The following is a 26,401-nucleotide window of genomic DNA, read 5'->3' as shown; positions in this document are numbered from 1 at the left end:
TTTTAATAATTGAATTTGAGTTGAATCTGAAAGCTTCTACCGATTTCGTCCGCAAAAAAGCGTTGGCGGTTTAAATAATCTCTATATGAAACATTTAAAATGTTTTGAACCGAAAATGCCACTGTTGTGATCGCCTTTGTGAAAGTTTGAAATTTCATTTCCGAATAAAAATGCATTAAATGATAGGCTGGCGGTGGCGTACTTACATCTACTAAAACAGGTACAAAAGCTCCGTCTTGGATAATATTGGTGTAAAAGTTATTATCTGGATACCTATTTTGCTTGAATACTATTTCACTTTTTAGTTCCAGAATGAGATCTTTCCATTCTTTTTTAGAAAAGCGTATTTTATTATTGATGTTTAGCGGTGGCATATCAATTAATGGTTCATCAGTGCTAATGTCTTTCCCGTTTACATATCCTAATGAAAAAAGATGTTGCCATTGCTTTGAGATGTCCCAATGTGTCTGAACGTCTATCCCTATTAATCGAGCATTGGTTTGGTGGTATTCCCAAACGGGGAAAGCCCCTCTTATTGTAGTTTCAAAACCGACAGGTTTCAAAAAGATATAATCCTGAATACGATTAATGTAAGGATTTATTTCAAAAGAAAAGCGATCGTATTTTTTTTGAAGAGTTACAGACAATTTAGTTGATTGCTCTTTGTTTAGATTTAAATCACCCAACTCTATTACGCCAGTAGAATGGTGAAGACCGTCGCTAAAAAGTTCCGAAGGATTTGGATTTCTAGAGGCAAAACTGATATTAGTGTATAAATGTAAATTGTTTTCTAATTCTTTATGAAAACCTACACTTGCCGAAAGGTTATGATAAATAAAACTAGGTTCTGTAAGCCATTGTGAAGCAAAATCTCCAACAATAAACCCTGAAAATTCTGGATCATACCCTCTTTCATCCCACCTTGACTTTTGGTAAAATTTAGTTGCATCGATTTTAGCAAAATCATAACGTAATCCGCCATCCATCAAAAAAGTATCCGAAAAATGATGACTTATAATTCCGTAAACCCCTAAATCAATTTTATCATAATTAGGAATTAAAGGACGAATTCCTGTTGCGGGATTGGCATAGTTATTTTGTGCCGAGGCTCGAATACCTGATTTAAAATTCCAATCGTGATCGTTTTTGATGTAATCTATGCTTAGAGAATTGGTTTTTAAATCCAAGTCTAAAGCGGCCGTATTATTGTAATTACCACGACGAATATCATACTCTAATCTTTTATTTTGTTGAAAATCATACTGAAATGACATAGACTCCAGTTCATTGAAATAATAATTGAAGTTAAATTTAGCAATCTGATGTTCGACATCTTGCTTCGGGTTTTTAATCGTATAAGTAAATTCATTAACTACTGAAGGTTGATTGTCAGTTATAGAATGGTACAAATCATTTACACTTCCTATATGTGAAGCACTCAATATTCCGATTAAAGTTTTGTAATAACTGTAAAAAACAGAGGTATTGTATTTTTTTGCAGCGTATTTAATATCTCCAGTAAAATTGGCGTTGCGGTTTCCGGTATTTGATAACACATAATCAGGAGCTTCTTTATCACCCATATATTTGAAAGTGCCCAATGCATTCCAACTAAATCCGACATTATTACCTTTGTGAATGCTTGAAGTTACAGAACCACCTTTGCCATTGGTGTCGTAGTTGAGGATTGTTTTGCCAAATAAAGTATCCTTTTTTACACTTAAAAGCTCTAAAATAACCAAACCGCCAATAGCATCGCCACTGTATTGTAAGCCCGAAGATCCTTTGATCACTATGATTTTGTCAGAAGCATTTACATCAATATTAGGTGCGTGTTCGGATCCCCACTCTTGATCTTCCAGTTTCACATTGTTATTTATTACAGGAACTCTACTTCCATACAAGCCATTTATAATAGGTTTTACAACTGAGTTTCCTGTCTTTAGAGTTGAAACTCCTGCGATTTCTTTTAAAGCATCGCCTAAAGATTGATTACTGTATTTTTCAATTGTTGCTGTTTTTAATTGTTGTTGCTGAACCGATTTAATATTGCTATTTGTTTTTTGAAGAATTAGGACTTCATGAAGTTGCGTCGTATATCTTTTTAATTTAAAATCAAGTTCTAAATTGCTTTTTAACTCTAAAATGGTATCTATAGATTGATATCCAATATAGGAAATATTAATTTTTATATTCCCATTCGGTAAATTTTTAGCACCGTAATTGCCAAATGCATCACTGATAATGATTTTTTTATCAATATGAATATGGACATCCGAGAAGCTAATTTTTTCTTGGCATATTATTTTTCCACTTATTGAATTTTGCGCATAATTGCTATTGCAAAAAAGAAAAAGACAGAAAAACACGAAATTTTTCTTCAACATTAGTATAATTTAAAATATTTAAAAGCGGATAATTCTATGGTTAGAATGATTTTTTTTTATATTTTAAAATAATGGAGGTGCGCGAAGTGAAAAAAGACACCCTTTAAAGAAAGAAGAATGTTTTTGAAAGTAAAATAAGGGAGTATTTAAAATTAGACTGTTTTTGTGAAATGAAATCACATAAAAATTAGCCGTAGTAAAAGAGCTAAAATTAAAATCGCACACCATACATTTTTCAGAAATGCTATGGCTGTGGCTCACTTCCGTTTTATCTTTGGAATAATGATGATTACAATGTCTCTCTACTAATTCAGAATGATGTTCATAAGAATGTAGCGCCTGAAACAATATTGAAAACAATATTGTTAGTGACAGAAGAACATTGATTATGATATATTTTTTTTTCATTCTTGAATAATGCAATACAATATTGGATTGACTTTGGGTAACTGATTAGTTGTTGTCCTTCTTATATCATTTTTAAATGCAATTATGTTGCAAATATACAGATCTTATCTTTAAATACAAAGTAATAATTTTAATTAAAAAAAAGTAACCCGTCAAAAGACGAGTTACTTCACCTGATATTAACCAAACAACAGGATTTACAAAAAAACACCTAAAATTTTAAACACAACATTCATTTATAACTCTTAAAAAAAAGCAACGCTATTTTGATTTTCTGCAAACTGTTTAGGAATTGGAAACAAATCATTCGACGGGAAAAATCCACCTTGTAAATCCATAATGTCATCCGCGGTACAAAGGCAAAATTCAAGTTGTTCCCGAATTTCGGCTTCGTTCATTTTGATGCCAATAAGTACCAATTCGTTCAGTCTGTCTCCAAAATTAATATCCCAACGTTCCTCTATCACTTTTTGAAAATCAACAAAATTTTGAAATTTAATGCGTTCTCCAAAAGGCATACTTGCCCACCAAGCGCCAGCTCCTTCGGCTTTTGTAGAACCGCCTGCCTGACTCCAATTAATGGCTTCGGCTGGGCGTGAGGCAATCCAAAACAGTCCCTTGCTTCTAATAACTGTTTGGGGGAAAGCATCCGTAATAAATTGATAAAATCGCTTGGGATGAAACGGGCGATGGTCTCTAAATACAAAACTAGTTATACCGTATTCTTCGGTTTCAGGTGTGTGTTCGCCCTCTAACTCTCTCATCCATCCTGCAGAGGCTTCGGCCTCTTCAAAATTAAAAAGTCCGGTGTTGATTATGGCTCTCAAATCTACTTTTCCATATTCGGAAGTTATAATATTGGCAAGTGGATTCAATTTTTTAATCGAAGCTTTTAAAATGTCGAGTTCTGATGTTGTGATTAAATCGGTTTTATTCAAAATTATTACATTGGCAAATTCTACTTGATCAACCAAAAGATTAACAATGGTTCGATTGTCATTTTCAATGTTTGTTGCTTTTATATCTTCTAGCGTTTGTGCCGATCCAAAATCTTTAAAAAAGTTGAATCCATCAACCACTGTAACCATTGTATCGACATAGCTAAAACGAGATAAATCGATATTTTCATCTTCATTTACGAACGAAAAAGTTTGTGCCACGGGAATGGGTTCGCTAATTCCTGTACTTTCGATTAGCAAATAATCAAAACGGTTTTCCTTGGCGAGTTTTTCTACTTCAATCATCAAATCTTCACGCAACGTGCAACAAATGCAGCCGTTGCTCATCTCGACTAATTTTTCTTCAGTGCGAGAGAGCGTCATTTCGTTTTTTACTAATTGCGCGTCAATGTTTACTTCGCTCATATCATTTACGATCACGGCAACTTTTAATCCTTCTTTATTGTGAAGAATATGGTTGAGCAAAGTGGTTTTTCCTGCGCCAAGAAAACCTGATAATACGGTAACGGGGAGTTTTTTCAATTTTTTTAGGTGTTTAAATGATTAAGAATATTAAACTTTACACTGTTTATGGAGTCTTTTTTAGCTTGCGCCAAATGGAGTGAGGACAAAATACTCTAAATTCAAAACTATCGGTATTTTCCAACTTTTCAAAGTTCACTACTTTCGACCTTGGACTTATCTAATCAATACCCTTTCAACAATTCTCTGCGTATTTTTTCTTTTTCCTCATCACTTTTATGCTCATGATTGTAAAGTGTACTAACCCATTCTCCATATGTAGCATTTGGTAACACAATAAATTTTTTGCCCCACAATTCTTGCTCTGCATCGGTGGCTATAAAACGATCGGCAATAGATTTTTTCTCGAAAGTATTTTTAAAGTCATTTAGATTGTCGCCTAAGAGCATTACAATTTTATACTCTTTTTCGATTGCCATTCTACGAACTTCTTTAGATGAAGTATTGCTTTTAAAAAGACAATGTTCCGCATCGGCATTAGGTAATTGAAGGTTTTTTAAATCGATTAGCGTAGTTTTTACGGAAGCCGTATCTCTATTGGAAATATAAAAAATAGTGATTCCTTTTTTACTGGCTTCTTGCAAAAAAGCAACTGCTCCAGGTACTTCCGTGGTTTTTGAAGCATTTGTCCATCGGTTCCATTCGGCATCCGACATTTGTTTGTTTTCTTTAATGAGTTGAGCACCCACATAACTATTGTCTAGTATCGTTTCGTCTAAATCGGTGATAATAGCGAGATTTCCTTTTTTGATTTCCTTTTTCGGAATTTCATTCAATCGCAAAGTCGCGAAATTAAAAGCTTGATAACACAAGGCTCTATATTCTGCAGAAGTTTGTTGCCACAAAACTGGAAATACTGTAACTTGACTTTCACTCTTGTAAACTACTGAATCTTGAGCAATTATTTCTTTGGAGCTAAACAAAAGCAGTATTACAAGAACTGCTGTGGCATAAGTTTTAAATTTTGTTTTCATTTGTTAATTTTAGAATAAATTAATTTTATTTAAGAATGTTTATGCGATTTAAAATTTATAATATGACCAATAATCATCCCAATTCCACCAAATAAAATTAATCCGAAATCAATATCAAATGCAATTTCTAATAATATGCTTACAAAAATTATAAATATAGATATGGTTAGAATAATTTTGACTGTATTAGTCGCTTCACTCATTAAAATTTTTGAAACTACTATTAATCCAATGCAAGCAAAAAAAAGATCGACAATATAATTATCTGTTAACCCAAACGGAATTATAGTAAGTAATGGGATTACGATACAATGAATTAAACATAATGTGGCACTCGAAATGCCTAGAATATCGTACGGAGTTGTTTTTTTGTTTATTTCTGGATTTTTCATTTAATGGATTTTTGTTGCAAATATAGGATTATTTTAATTAACGCAACTATGTTGCATTAAAATTATTCTCTAATTTCTACATAATTTTTATTGGTCTCAAAAAGCGTTATTGCCATTTGATGTTCTTTTGGAATTAATGGTTGTAAAATCGAAAAAATAACCAAAGCAAAATTTTCAGTAGAGGCTATTTTATGTGCAAATTCGGGACAATCAAGATTGAGGTTTTTATGGTCAAAACGATCTTCAATTTCTACTTTTATTAAATCAGCCAAGATTTTCATATCCATAATGTAACCAGTTTCAGGGTTTATTTGTCCTGTTAATTTTACGATAAGTTCATAATTATGCCCGTGGTAATTAGCATTGTTACAAACTCCAAACACGGATTTGTTTTTAGCATCACTCCAATTTGGGTTGTGCATTCTATGACAAGCATTAAAGTAGGCTTTTCTACAAACAGTGATATTCATTTTTTATAGGTTTTTATTCAAAAATCTCCTCGTATTCGGTTATGACTAATCCCTCAATAGGATGAAAGTTGAGTTCTAATTTTTGGTTTTTGAAATCAATCCAAAATGTAGTACTCAAAAATTGACCTTTCTCACGTCTGACTGCTCTATTCGGGCAATTCAGGGCTGTTGGGGTAAATTACAATCAAATAGTAAAGCTATTGTACCATAATTTTTCAGAAAAGAAAGCGGCTGCTTACCTATTCAAGCTCGAAAGGCAAACTATTGAATTGGTTCAATTATCTCAAAAAATAATCCAACTTACAGCGGAATTTGAAACAAACTATCTGAAAAAAGAATAAAAAAATGATAGCTATAATTGATAGGGGTAAGAATTTAATGGGTGCGCTTTATTATAATTATCATAAGGTTGAAAAAGAGAAAGCACAGGTTTTGTTTACCCAAAAAATGATTGAAGCGCCCGATGGTAGTTATTCAGTATCTCAGTTGGCTAATTCTTTCGAATTGTATCTATTAGCCAATCGCAAGACAGAAAAACCAGTACTCCATATATCAATTAATCCTGATCCAAAAGATAGCGTAAGCGATGCTGATTTTAGCAGTATAGCACAGGATTATATGAAACAAATGGGTTACGAACAGCAACCTTTTGTGGTTTTTAAACACACCGATATTAACCGCACTCATATCCATATTGTTTCAATTTGTGTGGATGAAGAGGGAAGAAAAATATCTGATCAATTTGAAAAAAGACGTTCGATGGTCATCTGCAGATCATTGGAAAAAGAGTATAATCTGATATCAGCGATTGATAAAAAAGAAAATTCGCAGCATTTTACATTCACCCCCGTTGATTATAAGTCTGGAGATATCAAAAGCCAAATGGCATCTGTACTGCGTTATTTACCCAAGTATTATAAATTTCAAAGTTTTGGAGCGTACAATGCTTTGCTTTCTCGATTGAATATTACTGTTGAAGAAGTCAAGGGGGAATATAACGGTATCACAAAGCAAGGATTGGTCTATTTTGCCTTAAATGACAAGGGAAAAAAAGTCAGTAGTCCATTTAAAGCTTCTCTATTTGGAAAAAGTGCAGGTTATACGCACCTGCAATCCTACTATGAAAAATCCAAAATCGTCCTAAAGGATCATCCCGACAAAGCTTCTTTAAAAACAACCATAGAAAAAAACATGCAGGCAACAACAAATGAAATTACTTTCATAAACCGATTGCAACAGCAAGGAATTGATACAGTCATTAGGCGTAGTAAAGAGGGAAGAATTTACGGCATTACTTTTATTGACCATTCCTCTAAAACCATTTGGAACGGTTCACAATTTGGAAAAAATCTTTCCGCCAATGTTTTTGAAGAATATTGGAATAAGGATGATAAACTGCAATGCTCATCTCATGAAAATATGTCTAATTCAAAAAGGGATCAATCAGAGAAAATTGATATAGGGCAAGCCCACGAGTTATTTAATTTTTTAGATAAAGAAAACATTCAAAATGTTACACTTGAAAACGGACTTATAAATGCCCTGGGTGGATTGTTTTCCAGCCACCAAGGACAAGACTATGATGAAGAAGCATTTGCTAAAATGATTAAGAAAAAAACAAAACAAAGAAAACGGTAATAATGCTAATTGATTTAGACAAAAAGAAGATTCTAAGAAGAGGGTACTAATACCCTCCTGTTAATGACTTGCGTTTTGGTAGATATATGGATTGAAAAGGAGTTTATCTGCCAAATTGCAACTACCGCTTTGGTTAAATAAAGACTTTCTCGACCAAAGGAAGGGAGTGTCTTTATTTAATAAAAAAACGGTTTTAAAAATTGGCTTTAATAAGCCATGTGATGACAAACACTTCCTTTGAATACTATCAGAGGGAAAACACTAAATCTATTTTATAAATTCAAGGGTACTATTACAAGTATTTGAAAATTTATATTAAAGTAAGGAGGTAAAAAATGGATAATTTAGAAAAGCAAACAGCTGAAAAAGAAGAAATTATCTCAAAAATTTATGATGAGATAGAAAGAGAAAAAGAAGAAAAATTTGTAAATTTATTGGTTGAGATTATTGTGTCAATTACATTAAAACAAGTTTATGAAGAGAGCGATTAGATATTTGAGATTTAGTCAATTGGGACAAAGTAATGGTTCAATTGAAAGGCAGGAACTGTATACCGATCAATATATACAACATCACAATATACAATTGGTCGATACCTTTATAGACAGGGGGAAAAGTGCCAAAACTTTTGATCGTCCTGATTTTATAAAATTACAAATTTTTATCGCCAAGCATTATAAATCCGTAGATTATTTACTTGTGGATCAGCTCGACCGTTTTAGTAGAGATGCAGGTGAAGCCATGAATATGGTCAAACAATTTCAAAAGAAATATAGTATTCAAATTGTTAGTGTAACAGAAGGAATCACTTTCGACTATGATACACCAGGAAGTTTTTTCAGAGCAGGTTTACAACTACTACTTGCTGAGGAAGATAATATCAACAGAAGTATAAAAGTTCGAGGTGGACTATATACCGCCCGAGCAAAAGAAGGACGATTTTTGACAAGAGAAAAACCTTTTGGTTATAGGAAAGTAGGAGAAGGAAAAGAACGTCATCTTGAAATTAACGAAGAAGAAGCAAAAGTGGTACGCATTCTATATGATATGTTTCTTCGGGATGTGCCTTTGTATAAAATCAAGGAGAAAGCTTATGAATTGGGCTTTGATAGAAAAGGCAATATGGCTGTTGATCGCGTACTTGCAAATCCTGTTTATGCAGGACTTGTCAGAGTTGAACCTTTTAAAGATTTGCCTGGAGGACTTTTTCCTGCAATACATGAAGCCATTATAGATAAAACATCTTGGCAGATGGTACAAGGCAAAATGAAGAAAGAAGATAAAGTAAAAGTTGTCGTTGATGATGATATTCCACTTAGAGGCGTTTTGAAATGTCACTGTGGAGTTCCACTGACTGGTGCTCCATCACGTAGTAAATCAGGTAAGTACTTTTACTACTACAAATGCAAGCATTCCAAACACAATAATATAAGTGCAATTAAGGCACATGAACAGTTTTTAAACGCTTGTGATCTTATGAGTATTTCTGAAATGAATATCAAAGGAATCAGAAATAATTGTTATTCTACGATTGAACTTGAACTGAAAGTTAATAAGAAAAAAGCAGTCGAGAAAAAGCACGAACTAGATGAAGTACAACAAAAACTGAATACAGTTGAAGAAAAGTGGTTCAAAGACGAAATCAACAAAGACACTTATGATAGATGGTATCCAGTTTACAGTGGTCAAATTTTAAACCTAGAAGCAGCAATTGAAAGACTTAGTGCTAATCAGGGGAAAGTTTTCGAAGTTTTAGATACTAATCTTGATATGTTATCCGATATGCGATACGTTTATACAAAATCTGATACTTTGCAGAAAAGAGAATTTGTAAACATGGTGTTCAACAATAACTTGTACTATGAAAATGGTATCTATCGAACACCTACAATGATGGATATGTTATCGCATAATGCCAGTAAAATGGAGGAAAAGGGATACCTTATATACCAAAAAAAGAGGGATACTTTTTCAAGTATCCCTCAAAGTGGGCGATGAGGGGTTCGAACCCCCGACCCCCTCGGTGTAAACGAGGTGCTCTGAACCAGCTGAGCTAATCGCCCTATTTTATTAGGCTGCTATCATTTTGTGATTGCGAGTGCAAATATACAGCTAGAATTTGTATTTGCAAGCATATTTAGAAAAAAAATGAAATATTTTTTACAGTTTCTTTTTATTACTCTCTTTTAGAGGTTTTTAATTCAGAAATAAAAAATACATTTTACCCCGATTTAGTTAAAATATTAAATCACGAAAGCTAATTTAGAATTATCTTTTGTATTGAGGGGCTATAATCATACATTTGCATACCTTAATACTATATTCAGATGCCAAGATATCAGGAAAACGATTTACCAAAATCAAAAATTACCGCTACTTCTCTTAACAAAGCAAAAATAATATTCAAATATGCAGGAAATCACCAATGGAAATTTTATGTTGGTCTGGTTTTCCTTTTACTTACCGGAGCCACTGCCCTCGCCTTTCCTAAATTAATGGGAATGCTGATTGACTGCGTAAAAAACAAAGACAATGATCAGGCAAACAGAATTGCTTTAGGATTAATTGTAATTTTGTTTTTACAATCTTTCTGTTCTTTTTTCAGACTGTCTTTGTTTGTCAATTTTACAGAAAACACTTTAGCCAACTTACGCTTGTCTCTCTACACTAATTTGGTAAAACTGCCCATGACTTTCTTTTCCCAGAAAAGAGTTGGTGAACTAAACAGTCGTATTAGTGCTGATATTACTCAAATTCAGGATACTTTAACGTCTACCATTGCTGAATTTTTACGTCAATTCATATTAATTATTGGCGGCGTTATTTTACTGGCTACTGAAAGTTTAAAATTAACGCTGTTAATGCTGGCTGTTGTACCGTTAGTTGCGATTGCCGCTGTAATTTTTGGGCGTTTTATCAGAAAATATTCCAAACAGGTACAGGATCAGGTGGCCGAAAGTCAGGTAATTGTAGAAGAAACCATGCAGGGCATCAGTATTGTAAAAGCGTTTGCCAACGAATGGTACGAAGTGGCCCGTTATAAAGGTAAAATCAATGAGGTGGTAAAACTGGCCATCAAAGGCGGAAAATACCGTGGTTATTTTGCCTCATTTATTATTTTCTGCTTATTCGGAGCTATCGTTGCCGTGGTTTGGTACGGGGTTCGTTTGAGTATTGCCGGAGAAATGAGTGTTGGACAATTGATTTCATTTGTCTTGTATTCTACGTTTGTAGGAGCTTCTTTTGGAGGAATTGCCGAGTTATATGCGCAGATTCAAAAAGCAATCGGAGCAACAGAAAGAGTATTTGAATTGCTGGATGAAACTCCGGAGAAAATCAATTCAGATAAAAATGCGATTTCAGAGAAAATTAAAGGAAATGTTTCCTTCAAAAATGTCGCTTTTACCTATCCTTCCAGAAAAGAAATCCAGGTATTGAAAAATGTAAATTTCACCGCAGAATTTGGTCAGAAAATTGCGATTGTTGGTCCGAGTGGTGCCGGTAAATCTACTATTTCATCCTTACTACTGCGTTTCTACGATATTACATCAGGGGAAATTACCATTGATGGAAAAGATATCTACGATTATGATTTAGAAAATCTTCGTGGCAATATGAGTATCGTTCCGCAGGATGTGATTTTATTCGGAGGAACGATCAAAGAAAACATCGCTTACGGAAAACCGGATGCAACAGATGAAGAAATCATCAAGGCTGCCAAACAAGCCAATGCCTTTAACTTTGTAGACGGTTTCCCGGAGAAATTCGAAACTGTAGTCGGAGAACGCGGCGTAAAATTATCCGGCGGTCAGCGTCAGCGTATTGCTATTGCAAGAGCCTTGCTTAAAAACCCAAGTATTTTGATTTTAGATGAAGCGACTTCATCCTTAGACAGTGAAAGCGAAAAATTAGTTCAGGAAGCGTTAGAAGTTTTAATGGAAGGAAGAACAAGCATTATTATTGCGCACCGCCTTTCGACTATTAGAAATGCAGATAAAATTTTAGTTTTAGACAACGGAAAAATAACGGAAGAAGGTACACATCAGGAATTAATAAATCTTGAAAACGGAATTTACAAAAACCTTAGCAATCTTCAGTTTAGCAACTCTTAATCAAAACGAAAATTCAAATAACTTAAACGCCTTTTTAATGATAAAATCTAAGCAGAAAAGCATTTTAGTGGCTGCACTACTAATGCTGAACATTTTTTGTGCCATCGGACAGGAGAAACCTTTTAACGTCATCAATCTAAAACCGGACGGTTCGCAATACATCAAATTTGGAATGAACCTTCAGGTTTGGGGAAGATATTCTGAACTCAATCCGGGAAGTAAAGTCGGAACAAACGAAGTTGATGAAACCTACGACATTGTCATCAGACGTTTGCGTTTACAAGCAATGGGTATGCTGACAGAGAATATTTTCTTTCACCTTCAGTTAGGTCAGAATAATATCAATTTTCAGCAAAATTCGGGTCCTTCCAATGCACCGCTTTCTATTATGGATGCAATTGGAGAATATCATTTTAGTGATAAACTTCATATTGGCGGAGGCTTAACAGCCTGGGGAGCAGGAACAACGAGATACTCTGCCAACAGCTCTGCGACACAACTTACATTAGATACCCCAATGTATCAGCAGTTTATCAATACCTCCTCTACTTTTGGAAATAGAAATTTAAGTATTTATGCCAAAGGATATTTAGGGAAATTTAATTACAGGGCAGCCATAACAAATCCGTATAGAAATAACGTAAACAACCTGGGTGTTAATTCCACTTTGAGTACAGAAACCCCACGTGCCCAATATTCAGGGATTCTTACCTATTCTTTTTTAGACAAAGAAGCTATCGAAGATCCGTATCACAGAGGAACTTACCTGGGAACCAAAAAGGTTTTCAACCTGGCACTGGGTTATATGACGCAGGCAAAAGCGATGTGGCATTTAAAACCGGATGCTACAGTAGCTTATAACGATATGAAAGTTTTAGGATTTGATGTGTTCTACGATAGTCCGATTAGCGATAAAGGAGATGCAATCACGGCCTATGCTTCTTACAACAACAATGATTACGGTAAAAACTACATTCAGTCTGTTTCTACGCCAAATCCTGCTGTTGGCGATAATACGCTTATAAACGGTTCAGGCGCTGGTTTTATTGGTGTGGGAACCGGAAATATCTATTACGCCCAATTGGGGTATTTATTTGCTAAATCTTCCAGTGAAACAAAAAAAGGACGCTTTCAGCCTTATGTAGCAACCCAAATTGCAGCTTTGGATGCTTTAGAAACTCCAATGACGATGTATGAAATTGGAGCAAACTATTACACCACCGGAACTTTTGGACCAAAATTTAGTTTGAATTACCAAAACAGAGCTATCTACGACAAATCATTAGTTGGGAAATATACCCAAAGTGACCGTCTGGGAACAGTAGTTTTGCAATGTCAGGTTTCGTTCTAAAATTCCAATAAACGGAATTATAAATTCCAATAAAAAAAATCCAAATTCCAATTGTTATGATTGGAATTTGGATTTTTTTTTATTTTTTGGAATTTTAAACCCGACAGGTTTCAAAAACCTGTCGGGTCTGGTAAATGTATTTTATTTTCCTTTTCTTCTTTTGCGTTCTGCTTTAATCATCGATAATTCACGACTGGTCTGACCTGCCACAGATGTATTTTCCTCGGCACGACGGATCAGGTACGGCATAACATCTTTTACAGGGCCGAAAGGTAAATATTTAGCGTCGTTATAACCGTTTTCGGCTAAGTTGTAGCTGATATTATCGCTCATTCCGTATAATTGACCGAACCAGATTCTGTTATCGTTTTTGGCAATTCCTTTTTCCTGCATCATTTCCATCAATTTATAAGAACTCAATTCGTTATGAGTTCCGGCAAAAATTGACATGGTATCTAAATGATCCAGCATATAACGTACCGCATGATCATAGTTTTCATCTGTTGCTTCTTTAGAAACACAAATTGGAGAAACATAGTTCTTTTCTTCGGCTCTTTTGTTTTCTTTTTCCATGTAAGCGCCACGAACCAGTTTCATTCCAATAAAGAAACCTTCTTTTTTGGCAACGTCATGCAGTTTTTTCAAATAATCCAAACGATCCCAACGGTACATTTGTAACGTATTAAAAACAATCGCTTTCTCTTTATTGTATTTGCGCATCATATCGGTAACCAAATCGTCAGCAGCATCCTGCATCCAGCTTTCTTCACCATCAATCAATAAAGAAACATCTTTGCTGTGCGCTTCACTGCAAACCTTGTCAAAACGGGCTACTACTCTATCCCATTCTGCCTGTTCTGCCGGAGATAATGTTTGTTTTTCGCCTAACTTTTCATACAGCTCAAAACGACCTAAACCTGTTGGTTTAAAAACTGCAAACGGAATCGCTAAACGTTCTTTAGCAAATTCTATCGTTTTTAATGTCATTTCCAAAGCAGCATCAAACTGCTCTTCTTCTTCTTTTCCTTCAACTGAATAATCTAAAACAGATGAAACGCCTTTGGTAAACATTTTGTCTACTACGGTAATACAATCGTCTTCGTTTATACCACCGCAAAAGTGGTCAAAAACAGTTGCACGGATTAATCCTTCTACTGGTAAGTGTGCTTTAATAGCAAAATTAGTAACAGCAGTTCCTATCCTCACTAAGGGTTCGCTGTCGATCATTTTAAAAAGAAAATAAGCTCTGTCAAGTTCCGTATCGCTTTTTAACGAAAATGCAACCTGAGTATTGTCGAATATTTTTTCCATTTAGGTTATTTTTTTGTGCAAATATAGACAGAGTTTCAATATTATCTAGTTAAAAAAGCCTTATTTTGCGGTTTCAATTAACCAAAAAAATATGCAATCTATTCAGGCCAATAATTATCTGGTGCATTTTAACCAAAATGCATACGAAGCTTTAAATACACATTTAAAAGAAAATAAATACTCTAATTTGTTTATTATAGTTGATAATGAAACAAATGAGCATTGCTTACCTAAATTTTTGCCCTTACTTGAAACTGATTTAACGATAGAAATAATCGAATTTGAATCGGGCGAAATCAATAAAAATATCGAAACCTGTATCGAAATCTGGAATGTCCTGACAGAACTGGGTGCCGACAGAAAATCGCTTGTAATTAACCTGGGCGGCGGTGTTGTGACCGATCTAGGCGGATTTGTGGCTTCTACTTTCAAACGCGGCGTTGACTTTATCAATATTCCGACTACCTTATTATCTATGGTTGATGCTTCCGTTGGAGGAAAAACCGGAGTAGATTTGGGAAATCTGAAAAACCAGATTGGCGTTATTAATGTACCGCAAATGGTATTGATTGATACGGATTATCTGGAGACTTTATCGCAAAGCGAAATGCGTTCAGGACTGGCAGAAATGCTAAAACACGGCCTTATTTATGATGCCGCATACTGGAGACAGTTTTTAGACCTAAAATCAATTGATTATGCCGATTTTGATGAATTGATTTATCGCTCTGTTGAAATTAAAAATGAAATTGTTATTCAGGATCCAACCGAAAAAAATATCCGTAAAGCGCTGAATTTCGGTCATACCTTAGGGCATGCGATCGAAAGTTACTTTTTAGAAAGCGAAACCAAAAAGACTTTACTGCACGGCGAGGCAATTGCCATCGGAATGATTCTGGAAAGTTATATTTCATTGCATAAAAACTTAATTACTGCAGCCGAATATGCTGAAATAAAAGCAGCAATCAAAAACATATATGATGATGTTCAGGTCGAAGAAAATGATATTGAACCGATCCTGGAATTGCTTATTCACGACAAAAAAAACGAGTACGGTTTAATTCAATTTGCCCTGATTGAAGGAATCGGTAAAATCAAAATTAATCAATCCGTTGAAAATAAATTGATTCTGGATGCGTTTGAGGATTATAAATCTTAAACTTTTTTTAATCAAAAGCATTGCTTTAGGTGTATTTTATTTTTTACATTTGCCACGATGAAAACAAACAACAAACAAAGACATTTCAGTTCTTACAGAAACAGGCTCAATAGTTCCTTGCTAAGGATGCTGAACCGTTTTTATAATAGCAAAAGTCCGTTTTATTGTGATGTTTTTTTATATTCTAAAGCAGAACACGAAAAACTGCAAATTGTATTTGCCAATATCAGAGTTTGAATTTAAGATTTAGCACCGTTTTCTAAATAAATACTACAATCTTAAATATTCAAAAATAAATGAATACAAAATATTCTGATCTAATTAATCAAACGTACTACTTCCCACAAGAGGAATTTAAATTAAATAAAGACAACTTACAATTTCACAATATCGATTTGATGAAATTAGTGGAACAATACGGTACACCATTAAAATTCACATACTTACCTCAAATTTCTGAAAATATCAATAAGGCAAAAGCCTGGTTCAGAAAATCGATGGAAAAAAACAAGTACGAAGGAAAGTATTACTATTGCTATTGTACAAAAAGTTCTCATTTTGAATATATAATGAATGAAGCATTCAAGAACAACATTCATGTTGAAACTTCATCTGCATTTGACATTAATATCGTAGAGAACTTATTGGAAAACGGTAAAATCAACAAAAGCACTTATGTGATTTGCAACGGTTTTAAAAGAGACGAATACATTAGTAACATTGCGAGATTAATCAATAACGGACATAAAAATACAATTCCGATTATTGATAATTATGAAGAACTTGATTTGCTACAGGCAGAAATTAAAGGAAAATTCAAAATAGGAATCCGTATTGCCGCTGAAGAAGAACCTAAATTTGAGTTTTATACGTCAAGATTAGGTATTGGATACAAAAATATAGTTGCCTTTTATAAAAAACAAATTCAGGAAAATGATAAGCTGGAGCTGAAAATGCTTCACTTTTTCATCAATACCGGAATAAACGATACGGCCTATTACTGGAATGAATTGGTAAAATGTATCAAAGTGTATATTGCGCTTAAAAAGGAATGCCCTACCCTTGATGGTTTGAACATTGGAGGTGGTTTCCCGATTAAAAACTCACTGGCTTTCGAATATGACTACCAATACATGATTGATGAAATTATCAATCAGATTAAAATTGCCTGTGATGAAGCCGAAGTTGATGTTCCAAATATCTTTACGGAATTTGGATCTTTTACAGTAGGTGAAAGCGGCGGTGCTATCTATCAGATTTTGTATCAGAAACAACAAAATGACAGAGAGAAATGGAACATGATTGATTCTTCTTTCATTACTACTTTGCCGGATACATGGGCGATAAACAAACGTTTTATTATGCTGGCGGTAAACCGTTGGAATGATACCTATGAGCGGGTTTTATTGGGTGGATTGACTTGTGATAGTGATGATTACTACAATTCAGAACAAAATATGAACGCGATTTATTTGCCTAAATATAACAAAGAGAAACCGTTGTATATTGGTTTCTTCAATACTGGTGCATATCAGGAAACTATTGGAGGATACGGAGGCTTACACCACTGTCTGATTCCACAGCCTAAACATATTTTAATAGATCGTGACGAAAACGGAATTTTAGCTACTGAAGTTTTCTCAGAACAGCAAACTTCTGATGATGTATTAAAGATTTTAGGCTATACTAAAAAAGTATAAAAATAAACCTGCTAAATAAAAGTTAATATCGGGAAAATTATTAATTTGCAGTGTCATCCAAAAGGTTAAACTTTTAATTCAAAAAAAACAAAAAAACAAAAAAAAATGAAAGGACCAATCAGTCAGTTTATTGAAAAACATTATTTACACTTTAATTCTGCTTCTTTGGTTGATGCGGCAAAAGCATACGAACAACAATTGGCAAATGGAGCTAAAATGATGGTAAGTATGGCTGGCGCTATGAGTACAGCAGAAATTGGTAAAATTTTTGCCGAAATAATCAGACAGGATAAAGTTCAGATTATTTCCTGTACAGGAGCCAATCTGGAAGAAGACATTATGAACTTAGTAGCACACTCTCACTACGAAAGAGTGCCAAACTATCGTGATTTAACTCCTGAAGATGAATGGGCTTTGCTTGAAAGAGGATTAAATCGTGTTACTGACACTTGTATTCCTGAGCATGAAGCATTTCGTCGTTTACAAAAACACATTTATAAAATCTGGAAAGATGCTGATGACAAAGGAGAACGTTATTTCCCGCATGAATTCATGTATAAAATGTTGTTATCAGGCGTTTTAGAAGAATATTATGAAATAGATTTAAAAGATAGCTGGATGTATGCGGCAGCTGAGAAAAATTTACCTATTATTGTTCCGGGTTGGGAAGATAGTACTATGGGTAATATTTTTGCTTCATACGTAATTAAAGGCGAACTGAAAGCATCTACCATGAAATCTGGAATTGAATATATGACATTCCTAGCTGATTGGTATCCTAAAAACAGCAGCAAAGGAATTGGATTTTTCCAAATTGGTGGTGGTATTGCAGGAGACTTCCCTATTTGCGTAGTACCAATGTTATATCAGGATATGGAAATGCATGATATTCCGTTTTGGAGTTATTTCTGCCAGATTTCAGATTCAACAACTAGCTACGGATCCTATTCCGGAGCAGTTCCGAACGAGAAAATCACCTGGGGTAAATTAGACATCAAAACCCCTAAATTTATTATTGAGTCGGATGCTACAATTGTTGCTCCGTTAATTTTTGCATATTTATTAGATTTATAGGATAATTTTATGAAAAGAGTTATAGTAGACTACGCTAAACTTACCAACGAAATTCTAAACCTTTTGGTGGAAAAATTTCCTGATGGTTATGATGATTCGGATGTTATCCGTTTTAGAAATGCTAAAAACGAATTGATCGAAGCTGTTGAAGTTCGTACTGAAGACACTATTTATTTAGTAAAAATTAGTACTAAACTTGCTGATAGAATTGAAAATTACGATGAAGATGATGATATTGACGTAGATGTTGATGTAATCGAGCCGGTAAAAGGTCTTGATCTTGATGATGATATTGATGACGATGATGATGACGATACTCTGGACAAACCGGATGTTGATGGCGATGACGATGATGACGACGATAAAGACAAAGATGATATTGCTGACGATGATGACGAAGACGATGATGAAGATTAATTTATCACTTTCTAAATAAACTAAAGGAACTCTTAATCGGGTTCCTTTTTTTATGAGTCGAAATAAATCAATTAAATTATAAGAAAAATACTATATTTGCATCTTACTTAAAGTAATATCAGCCCAATGAATTCAGAAATACTACATGCCAAACTAAAGGAAAACTTTGGATTTGAAAAATTCAGACCCAATCAGGAAACCATTATAAATACTATCCTCTCAGGTCAGGATGCCCTGGCTATTATGCCAACCGGAGGCGGGAAATCAATCTGTTTTCAGTTACCGGCATTAGTTTTGCCCGGAATTACAATTGTAATTTCACCGCTGATTGCTTTGATGAAAGATCAGGTTGACAGCTTAAAGACGAACGGAATTCAGGCTTGTTATATCAATAGCAGCCAATCCGCTGAAGAGCAGCAGTATTTTATAGACAATTTAAAACCCAATACCTTTAAACTGGTTTACATTGCACCCGAAAGTTTATCGTATCTGGATGTCGTGTTTAGCGAATTGACCATTAGCCTGATCGCTATAGATGAAGCGCATTGCATTTCCTCCTGGGGACATGACTTCCGCCCTGCTTATACCAATCTGGGATATTTAAAAAGCCGCTTCCCTTCTACTCCGGTTCTGGCGCTTACCGCCACAGCCGATAAAGCCACCCGTACCGATATTACCAAACAGTTAAACTTAAAAAACCCGAAAACCTTTGTAGCTTCTTTCGACAGGAAAAATCTAAGTCTGGAAGTTCGTCCGGCTTTAGATCGTGTCAAACAAATCATTGATTTTGTAGAGAGCAAACCAAATGAATGCGGAATTATCTATTGCCTGAGCAGGAAAACAACTGAAGAACTGGCTGATAAACTGAAAAAGAACGGAATTGCAGCAAAAGCCTATCACGCCGGATTGGATAATAAAGTACGTGCCAAAACACAGGACGAATTCATCAATGACGATTGTCAGGTAGTTTGCGCCACAATTGCTTTCGGAATGGGAATTGACAAATCGAATGTTCGCTGGGTCATTCATTATAATTTACCCAAAAATATAGAAGGATACTATCAGGAAATTGGCCGCGCAGGCCGCGATGGATTACCTGCGGAAACGATTTTATTTGAAAGTTATGCCGATGTTATTCAGCTGCAGAAATTTGCTTCCGAAGGATTGAACGCTGATGTGCAACTGGCGAAACTGGAAAGAATGAAGCAATATGCTGATGCTTTAAGCTGCAGGCGAAAAATTCTGCTCTCCTACTTTGGTGAATTGGTGAAAGAAAACTGCGGTAATTGCGATATTTGCAAAAATCCTCCAACATTTTTTGATGGTACGATTCTCGCGCAAAAAGCATTGTCTGCTATTAGCCGTTTACAGGAATCTGAACCTTTGGCTGTAATTGTAGATTTTTTAAGAGGCTCAAAAAACGCATATATCTACGAAAAAAATTATCAAACGCTAAAAACGTACGGAATTGGCGCTGATATTTCTTGGTACGACTGGAATCAATACTTAATTCAATTAATCAATCTTGGATATTGTGAAATTGCTTTTCACCAGCATAATAAAATCCTGCTTACTCCCTTTGCTAAAAAAGTCTTGTTTGAAGGTGAAAAAGTAAAATTAAATACCCTTGTTAAAAAAGTAATTGATAAAAATGAAATTAAAGAAACAAAAGCTAAAACCGTTAAAAATTCGCTTTTTGAAATACTGCGAAAATTACGCTATGAAATTGCCAAAGATGAAGAAGTTCCTGCTTATGTCATTTTTAGTGATGCGGCTTTAAGACAAATGGAAATCTTAAAACCAATGACCGACGAGGAATTCCTTGCGATCGATGGTGTCGGAAAAGCAAAACTTGAAAAATACGGGTCAGAATTTATAGATGCCATTATTTATTACGAAAAGGTAAAAAAAGCGAATGCCAAGCCTAAAAAAGAGAGCAACACCTATAAAACAACTTTGGAATTGTTTCAAAATGGCGCTTCGGTAGAAGAAATTGCCGGAAAACGAAATTTAGGGCAAACTACTATCATTTCACATTTAGCTAAGTTATACGTTGATGGAAATGATATAGATTTAAGTCAATTTGTTTCTGAAGACGAAGTTAAGTTACTCCATAAAGCACAAGTAGCATTAGAATATCCAACAGCCCTCAAACCTTATTATGATTATTTTGAACAAAAAATGCCGTATGATAAGATTAGGTTTGGACTTGCGGTTGTGGAGCGGAATAAATAAAATTGACGAAGCAAGTGTCAATTCAATGAAATGACAGTATTGCAAAAAAAAAATCCTCTGAAAATAAATTCACAGGATTTTTTTATACGATAAAGAAAGCCTACAAATACCTCTCTTCAAAAACTTTCTGATGGTGTTTTTGATGGCCTATAATTACAAAACCCAGAGCACGAACAGAAATCTGATTATTGGAAGCAGTTCCAATAGCTTTAAGCTGTTCTTCAGATAAGCTTTTGTAAAATAATAAATTGGAGTGCCTTACAGCAGATAATTCCGTTAATAAATCCTGAATACTTCTTCCGCCTGCATTGGTATTAGCGGCATAATCATTTTCCTCAAAACTCTGTAATGGTGTTTTGTCGAATCTTGAAAAACGCAATGCCCGATAAGCAAAAATACGTTCCGTATCAATAATATGCTGAATAATATCTTTGATGGTCCATTTACCTGCTGCATAGCGATAATCGAATTTATCCATTGGAATATTTTGAACAAATTTGATAAAAGCGTGTAAGGAAATTTCTAATTCTTCAATCAGATTTACATCTCCGGCTTCCCGAACGTAAGTTGCAAATCCTCCTGAATATTCATTTTCTACTAATTGGGCTGAATTCATTTTCTGTATTTTTTAAATTTTAAATATCCTAAAACTGCCTTTTAAGCTGAATTTCTACTTGCATTTGTATTTCCGAAAAGAGATCTCGTCACGATTTTCTCATACACTTTGATCAGCTCATCATTACCGCCATTTTCTTTGTTCAATTCATTAATTCGCAACAACGCATATTGCTGTATCGTCAACAATGGCATAACGATACGCTCTCTAATCTGAATGGATGCTATACCATCAGGGTAATTTTCCATCAGTGTTTTGTGGTCGGCAATTTTAAGCAAAAGACGTTTTGTTTCTACAAATTCGTCATAGATAATCTGCCAGAATTCACCAAACTCAGGATCTTTTCTCATATAAGCCGTCAATGGGAAAAATGATTTTGCCAAAGACATCATACTGTTTTCAAGAAGCGTTCTGAAAAATAAGGAGTCGTGATATAAATCATAAACTTTATCCCACTGATTGGTGTCTTCAAAATACTTCAAAGCAGTTCCTACTCCAAAAAATCCGGGTACATTTTGTTTTAACTGACTCCATGAACCTACAAACGGGATCGCTCTTAAATCAGCAAAATCTAATTGTTCCGATTTACTTCTTTTAGAAGGGCGGCTTCCAATATTCGTTTTGGAATAATATTTCAGCGTACTCATTTTCTCTAAATACGGGATAAATTTAGGATGATTTTTGAAACTCAAGTATTTATCATATCCTAAACCGGCCAATTGTGTTAAAATTGCGGTTTCCTCCGGACTTAATTCGTTCTTTTCTTTACTGAATACCTGGTTGGTAACACCGGCACTTAATAAGTTTTCAATATTATAACGACAGGAATCCAATGTTCCGAAATTAGAACTGATGGTTTGCCCCTGTACTGTAATCTGAATTTCGTTATTTTCAATTTTCGGACCCAAAGATGCATAAAACTTATGTGTTTTTCCTCCACCACGCGCAGGAGGTCCGCCACGTCCGTCAAAGAAAATTGCTTTCACACCATATTTTCTTGAAATTTCCGTTAAAGCAATTTTTGCCTGATAGATACTCCAATTAGCCATTAAATAACCGCCATCTTTCGTTCCGTCAGAGAAACCAAGCATAATAGTTTGTTTGTTATCACGCGCTTTTAAATGTTTCGAATACTCCGGATTGGTATACAATTGCTCCATTATTTCATGTGCTTTCTGTAAATCATCAACAGATTCGAAAAGCGGAATAATATCAACGGTAGGATTCTCCCAGTTATTCAGCCGAATCATAGCAAAGGTTTCCATGACATTGAGCGCACTTTCGTTATTACTAATAATATAACGATTGGCACCAAATTCTCCATTGGCTTTCTGAATCGTTTTTATCGCTTGTACGGATTCCAATGTAGATCTTGTAATTTCATCCTCAAATTCAGCCGGATTTAATTCTCCTTTAACTTTAGATAAAACAACTAATTTCTCTTCTTCGGATAATTCGAAATAATTATCCGGGAATATTGTAGAACCTGAATTTAGATAATGATCTACAACATCTTTAAAAACGACATTATGAATTTTACTGTTCTGACGAATGTCCAGTGTAGCAAAATGGAATCCGAATAAATTAATTTTCACTAAAAAAGCTTCCAGTTCATCTAGATACAAAGACTGATGTTTTTCAATAATTATGCTTCTGATTTTGTTCAGCTGAGTCAGTAATTCGTCTAAAGTAATGTAAATTTCACCTTTGGAATAAAAAACAGAACGATAAAGCTTATGTTCAAGTTCAGCAACTAAAGTATCTACTCCTGAGAACGTTAACTTTCTTTTTAGATTTCTCATTTCAACATAATAACACTTTAAAATAGAAGTTCGCAAGCGGTCTGCTACTTTTAAAGTAATCTCTGTTGTCACAAAAGGATTTCCGTCACGGTCACCTCCCGGCCAGAATCCAAGCTTAATTAATTGGTTTTGAATTGCATTTCCGTTAAGGATATTTTTTTGAAGATAGTGAACAATTTCACCTGAAGTCGCATAGAAAACATTCTCCAGATACCAGATAAGGCTAACTGCTTCATCATAAGGGTTTGGCTTTTCATTTTGTATGAAAGGTGTTTTTCCAAGCTGTGCTAAAAGCTGTTTGATTTTCAGCAAATCATTCAATCGGATCGCTTCTGTTAAATCATTTATAATTCCCAAAACAGGTCCGGGGTAAAATTGTGTAGGATGCGCTGTTAATACGGTTCTGACATTAAAATTTTCAAGAAATTCAATCAGTTCATCGTCCTTCTCCTTAGCATCTGATCTTTCCTTTATATCACGCAGCGAGCCACGTCCTTCCATGTTATTAACCTCAGGGAAAGCAGCATCTTCGATTGCATCAAAAAGTACAATCTGACGCTCTATGTACTGAATAAACCGAAACATTAAATCGATTTTTTCACTCTCGGAAGCATTGTTTAAATATTTATTGGAAAAGAAATCAAAAATTTCCTTTGGTGTTTCCTGTTTCTTAAATCCTGTTTCACAAGTTTCTGTAAATAAAGGAAGTAAAACCCCTGTATTATCAATAGAATCAAAAGGCAATGTTATAAAAACACTATTGTAAATGTGATATTTTGAGAGAACATCTTGATTAAAACGCTCAATTTTGGGTAACGTATACATAATCGTGTTATAGTTGGTTGGTTAATAGGTCATAAAAAAACCCCAAGAATAAACTTGAGGTTATATTTTAATATAGCATTCAAGAAAATATTACATATTTTTAAAAATAGTATGCATCAAACGCTTCTTATCGTTTATACTTTCTTCTAATGAAATCATAGTTTCTGTTCTGTAAACTCCCTCGATATCATCGATCATGAAGATTACTTCTTTTGCATGCTTAGTATCTTTTGCTCTGATTTTGCAAAAAATATTGAATTTTCCTGTAGTAACAGATGCTACCGTTACGAATGGAATTTGATTGATTCGCTCTAATACAAATTTAGTCTGAGATGTATTATTCAAAAACACTCCCACATAAGCAATAAATGAATACCCTAATTTATCGTAATCTAAGGCTAGTGAAGATCCCATTATTATCCCTGCGTCTTCCATTTTTTTTACTCTAACATGTACTGTTCCAGCAGATATCAATAGTTTTTTTGCTATGTCAGTAAACGGAACTCTCGTATTGTCTATTAACATATCTAAAATCTGGTGATCTACTTCATCTAAACGAAATTTACTCATAATTCTTTAATTAATATTACTAATTGCTATAACAAAGTATAAAAATATATATAAAAAATAACAAATTCATATAAAAATTAACTTTTTATCAATCCGTTAACAAATTTAATATTTTTATTTAAATAAAAATCTGCTTTTTGATTCAAATTCGGAAAATTACTAAAGTCATCTGAATAGCTTGCTCCTTTGGCGTCATATTCATAATGTCCGAAATAATTTTCTAATTCGCCTACTTCAACTATATAGGCATTGAAATGAATCTTATTTTCAATCAATTCTTCTCTGTATTGTGCGACAAAATTCGTAATAATTTCGATACCATCATAATTTATTTTGATATTTTTATACATAAAATCATAAAAAACGACTTTATTTTGTGAAATATTCAAATAATCATAAAATCTATTATCAACTAAATCGTTTTCGGAAAGTATTTTAAATGCTGAAATAAGTGAGAAAAAGATGAACTTTCTGGTTATTTCGCGGTTATAGTCGTTTGTATAGTGGCCTGCCTCAAATAAAATTGTCGGAACACCCAGAAACTGAAAGGTATCTCCAATACAATTGATATTAAAGGAATCATCAAAGCGACCAACTTGTCCGGGAATATATTCCTGCAAAACGTCATTTATTCCTGCGATTACATTAATAGCCTTTAATCGGTTATCATTTACTTCCCTTTCTTCATTATAAGAAGGTGCTAAAAAGGAAACAGTTGCAGGTTTTCCTGTGTCTCCAGCCCCAAAAATAGTGCGCTGATCATGAAGATTAAAACAATAATGCGGTTTAAAGGACTCGAAGACATTTCTTAGCACATTGCTTTCTGGCTGCGTAAGATTTTGAGAATCACGGTTCAGGTCTATCTTATTGGCATTTTCACGGGTATAGAGAGCTGCTCCGTCAGGATTTAAGATGGGAATACAATAAAAGGTAAAGGTTTTAAGCATTTTATCAGCAAAATCAGATCCGCTGTTTAAAACATTAATAAAATCAAAGAGTGCTTTTGTAGTGGTACTTTCATTTCCATGCATTTGTGACCATAAGTAAATGCGTGTTTCTCCGGTACCCGCCTGGTAACTATATATAGGTTTATCTAAAACTGATTTACCTATAAGCTTAACCTGGTCATTAGTATTTAATCTGTCTAATAAAGGCTGAATATGATCTAAAGTCAGGTAACGTCCTTCTATCGATTGTTCTTTGTATTGGTCAAATAATTGTTCTAAATTCATTGTCTTTCTATTAGTTTACAAAAGTAAACATCTTTATTTTTACAATTGTAAACAAGAAAAAAGAAGCTAAATTTAGAATTGTAAACAGATAATTTAAGGTAATTTAGTGATTCTAACCTTCTGCTGTTAACAATTGTGACTTGTGTTAATTAAAAGTATAAAAATACTGATTATCAAATAGTTAAATACTATTACTTAGAGTAAAAACCTGCTGTTATATGATTAAAAATACTAATTTACATCTGTA

The 26,401-nt window shown here is 34.2% G+C and carries 20 protein-coding genes, 1 tRNA gene and 1 pseudogene; 11 read left to right on the top strand and 11 right to left on the bottom strand.

All coding sequences use genetic code 11. The features are described from left to right. Positions 1-2 precede the first annotated feature (2 nt). From EV142_RS15285 to EV142_RS15260, 5 genes are all read right to left on the bottom strand, one after another. On the bottom strand, positions 3-2,387 hold the full coding sequence (locus EV142_RS15285; RefSeq protein WP_132036729.1) for a TonB-dependent receptor: 2,385 nt from the start codon (positions 2,385-2,387) through the stop codon (positions 3-5). 653 nt (positions 2,388-3,040) lie between these two features. Continuing rightward, positions 3,041-4,276: a GTP-binding protein gene (locus tag EV142_RS15275; protein WP_132036727.1), complete on the bottom strand. Its 1,236-nt coding sequence runs from the start codon at positions 4,274-4,276 to the stop codon at positions 3,041-3,043. Positions 4,277-4,440: 164 nt separating this feature from the next. Further along, on the bottom strand, positions 4,441-5,250 hold the full coding sequence (locus tag EV142_RS15270) for a 5'-nucleotidase, lipoprotein e(P4) family (RefSeq protein ID WP_132036726.1): 810 nt from the start codon (positions 5,248-5,250) through the stop codon (positions 4,441-4,443). A 29-nt stretch (positions 5,251-5,279) separates the two neighbouring features. Continuing rightward, on the bottom strand, positions 5,280-5,642 hold the full coding sequence (locus tag EV142_RS15265; protein WP_132036725.1) for a MerC family mercury resistance protein: 363 nt from the start codon (positions 5,640-5,642) through the stop codon (positions 5,280-5,282). Between the two features lie 62 nt (positions 5,643-5,704). Then, positions 5,705-6,112 carry a 6-carboxytetrahydropterin synthase gene (locus tag EV142_RS15260; protein ID WP_132036724.1) on the bottom strand — a complete coding sequence of 136 codons (408 nt, stop codon included), beginning with the start codon at positions 6,110-6,112 and terminating at the stop codon, positions 5,705-5,707. Positions 6,113-6,240: 128 nt separating this feature from the next. On the opposite strand from EV142_RS15260, the pseudogene EV142_RS24405 reads away from it, so the two are divergent. From EV142_RS24405 to EV142_RS15245, 4 genes and pseudogenes are all read left to right on the top strand, one after another. Continuing rightward, positions 6,241-6,453, top strand: a pseudogene (locus EV142_RS24405) (plasmid mobilization protein); the annotation flags it as partial. A 4-nt stretch (positions 6,454-6,457) separates the two neighbouring features. Beyond that, the gene (mobB, locus tag EV142_RS15250) at positions 6,458-7,750 is read left to right on the top strand and encodes a conjugal transfer protein MobB (RefSeq protein ID WP_132036723.1); all 1,293 of its coding nucleotides are present in this window, start codon (positions 6,458-6,460) and stop codon (positions 7,748-7,750) included. Positions 7,751-8,085: 335 nt separating this feature from the next. Further along, positions 8,086-8,241 (top strand): hypothetical protein, encoded by a 156-nt coding sequence (locus tag EV142_RS24065; RefSeq protein ID WP_158286333.1) that lies wholly within the window; start codon positions 8,086-8,088, stop codon positions 8,239-8,241. Beyond that, complete coding sequence (locus EV142_RS15245) at positions 8,225-9,748, top strand: recombinase family protein (RefSeq protein WP_132036722.1); 1,524 nt, start codon at positions 8,225-8,227, stop codon at positions 9,746-9,748. Before EV142_RS24065 ends, EV142_RS15245 begins: the two co-directional genes overlap by 17 nt. Here EV142_RS15245 and EV142_RS15240 read toward each other — a convergent pair. After that, positions 9,739-9,813: transfer RNA gene (locus EV142_RS15240), tRNA-Val, on the bottom strand. The two genes, EV142_RS15245 and EV142_RS15240, sit on opposite strands and share 10 nt — an antisense overlap. 264 nt (positions 9,814-10,077) lie before the next feature. On the opposite strand from EV142_RS15240, the gene EV142_RS15235 reads away from it, so the two are divergent. Together EV142_RS15235 and EV142_RS15230 are read left to right on the top strand one after the other, a co-directional pair. After that, positions 10,078-11,862, top strand: a complete 1,785-nt coding sequence (locus EV142_RS15235; RefSeq protein ID WP_132036721.1) for an ABC transporter ATP-binding protein — start codon at positions 10,078-10,080, stop codon at positions 11,860-11,862. Between the two features lie 37 nt (positions 11,863-11,899). Beyond that, positions 11,900-13,213: a porin family protein gene (locus EV142_RS15230; protein ID WP_132036720.1), complete on the top strand. Its 1,314-nt coding sequence runs from the start codon at positions 11,900-11,902 to the stop codon at positions 13,211-13,213. Positions 13,214-13,354: 141 nt separating this feature from the next. On the opposite strand, the gene EV142_RS15225 is transcribed toward EV142_RS15230, so the two are convergent. Then, complete coding sequence (locus tag EV142_RS15225; protein WP_132036719.1) at positions 13,355-14,524, bottom strand: proline dehydrogenase family protein; 1,170 nt, start codon at positions 14,522-14,524, stop codon at positions 13,355-13,357. A gap of 91 nt (positions 14,525-14,615) precedes the next feature. Between EV142_RS15225 and aroB the strand changes: the two genes are divergently transcribed. The 5 genes from aroB to recQ all read left to right on the top strand — a co-directional run bounded on the left by aroB (position 14,616) and on the right by recQ (position 21,109). Next, positions 14,616-15,683, top strand: coding sequence for a 3-dehydroquinate synthase (gene aroB / locus EV142_RS15220; protein ID WP_132036718.1), 1,068 nt, complete (start codon positions 14,616-14,618; stop codon positions 15,681-15,683). Positions 15,684-15,979: 296 nt separating this feature from the next. After that, positions 15,980-17,383 carry a type III PLP-dependent enzyme domain-containing protein gene (locus EV142_RS15215; protein ID WP_132036717.1) on the top strand — a complete coding sequence of 468 codons (1,404 nt, stop codon included), beginning with the start codon at positions 15,980-15,982 and terminating at the stop codon, positions 17,381-17,383. Between the two features lie 105 nt (positions 17,384-17,488). After that, positions 17,489-18,457 carry a deoxyhypusine synthase family protein gene (locus EV142_RS15210; protein ID WP_132036716.1) on the top strand — a complete coding sequence of 323 codons (969 nt, stop codon included), beginning with the start codon at positions 17,489-17,491 and terminating at the stop codon, positions 18,455-18,457. A 9-nt stretch (positions 18,458-18,466) separates the two neighbouring features. Beyond that, the gene (locus tag EV142_RS15205) at positions 18,467-18,874 is read left to right on the top strand and encodes a DNA primase (RefSeq protein ID WP_132036715.1); all 408 of its coding nucleotides are present in this window, start codon (positions 18,467-18,469) and stop codon (positions 18,872-18,874) included. Between the two features lie 126 nt (positions 18,875-19,000). Further along, positions 19,001-21,109 carry a DNA helicase RecQ gene (recQ, locus tag EV142_RS15200; RefSeq protein WP_132036714.1) on the top strand — a complete coding sequence of 703 codons (2,109 nt, stop codon included), beginning with the start codon at positions 19,001-19,003 and terminating at the stop codon, positions 21,107-21,109. Positions 21,110-21,209: 100 nt separating this feature from the next. Here recQ and EV142_RS15195 read toward each other — a convergent pair whose 3' ends face one another. The 4 genes from EV142_RS15195 to EV142_RS15180 form a co-directional block, all read right to left on the bottom strand. Beyond that, entirely contained in the window at positions 21,210-21,725 is a 516-nt protein-coding gene (locus EV142_RS15195) for a DinB family protein (protein ID WP_132036713.1), read from the bottom strand. A 41-nt stretch (positions 21,726-21,766) separates the two neighbouring features. After that, on the bottom strand, positions 21,767-24,352 hold the full coding sequence (locus tag EV142_RS15190) for a phosphoenolpyruvate carboxylase (protein WP_132036712.1): 2,586 nt from the start codon (positions 24,350-24,352) through the stop codon (positions 21,767-21,769). 90 nt (positions 24,353-24,442) lie between these two features. Next, positions 24,443-24,922 (bottom strand): Lrp/AsnC family transcriptional regulator, encoded by a 480-nt coding sequence (locus EV142_RS15185; protein WP_007805990.1) that lies wholly within the window; start codon positions 24,920-24,922, stop codon positions 24,443-24,445. A 77-nt stretch (positions 24,923-24,999) separates the two neighbouring features. Next, positions 25,000-26,154, bottom strand: coding sequence for a M14 family metallopeptidase (locus EV142_RS15180; protein WP_132036711.1), 1,155 nt, complete (start codon positions 26,152-26,154; stop codon positions 25,000-25,002). Positions 26,155-26,401 lie beyond the last annotated feature (247 nt).

It is taken from the genome of Flavobacterium circumlabens, assembly GCF_004345565.1.
Taxonomy (GTDB): Bacteria; Bacteroidota; Bacteroidia; order Flavobacteriales; family Flavobacteriaceae; genus Flavobacterium; species Flavobacterium circumlabens.
This window is presented reverse-complemented; position numbering and strand designations above follow the sequence as displayed.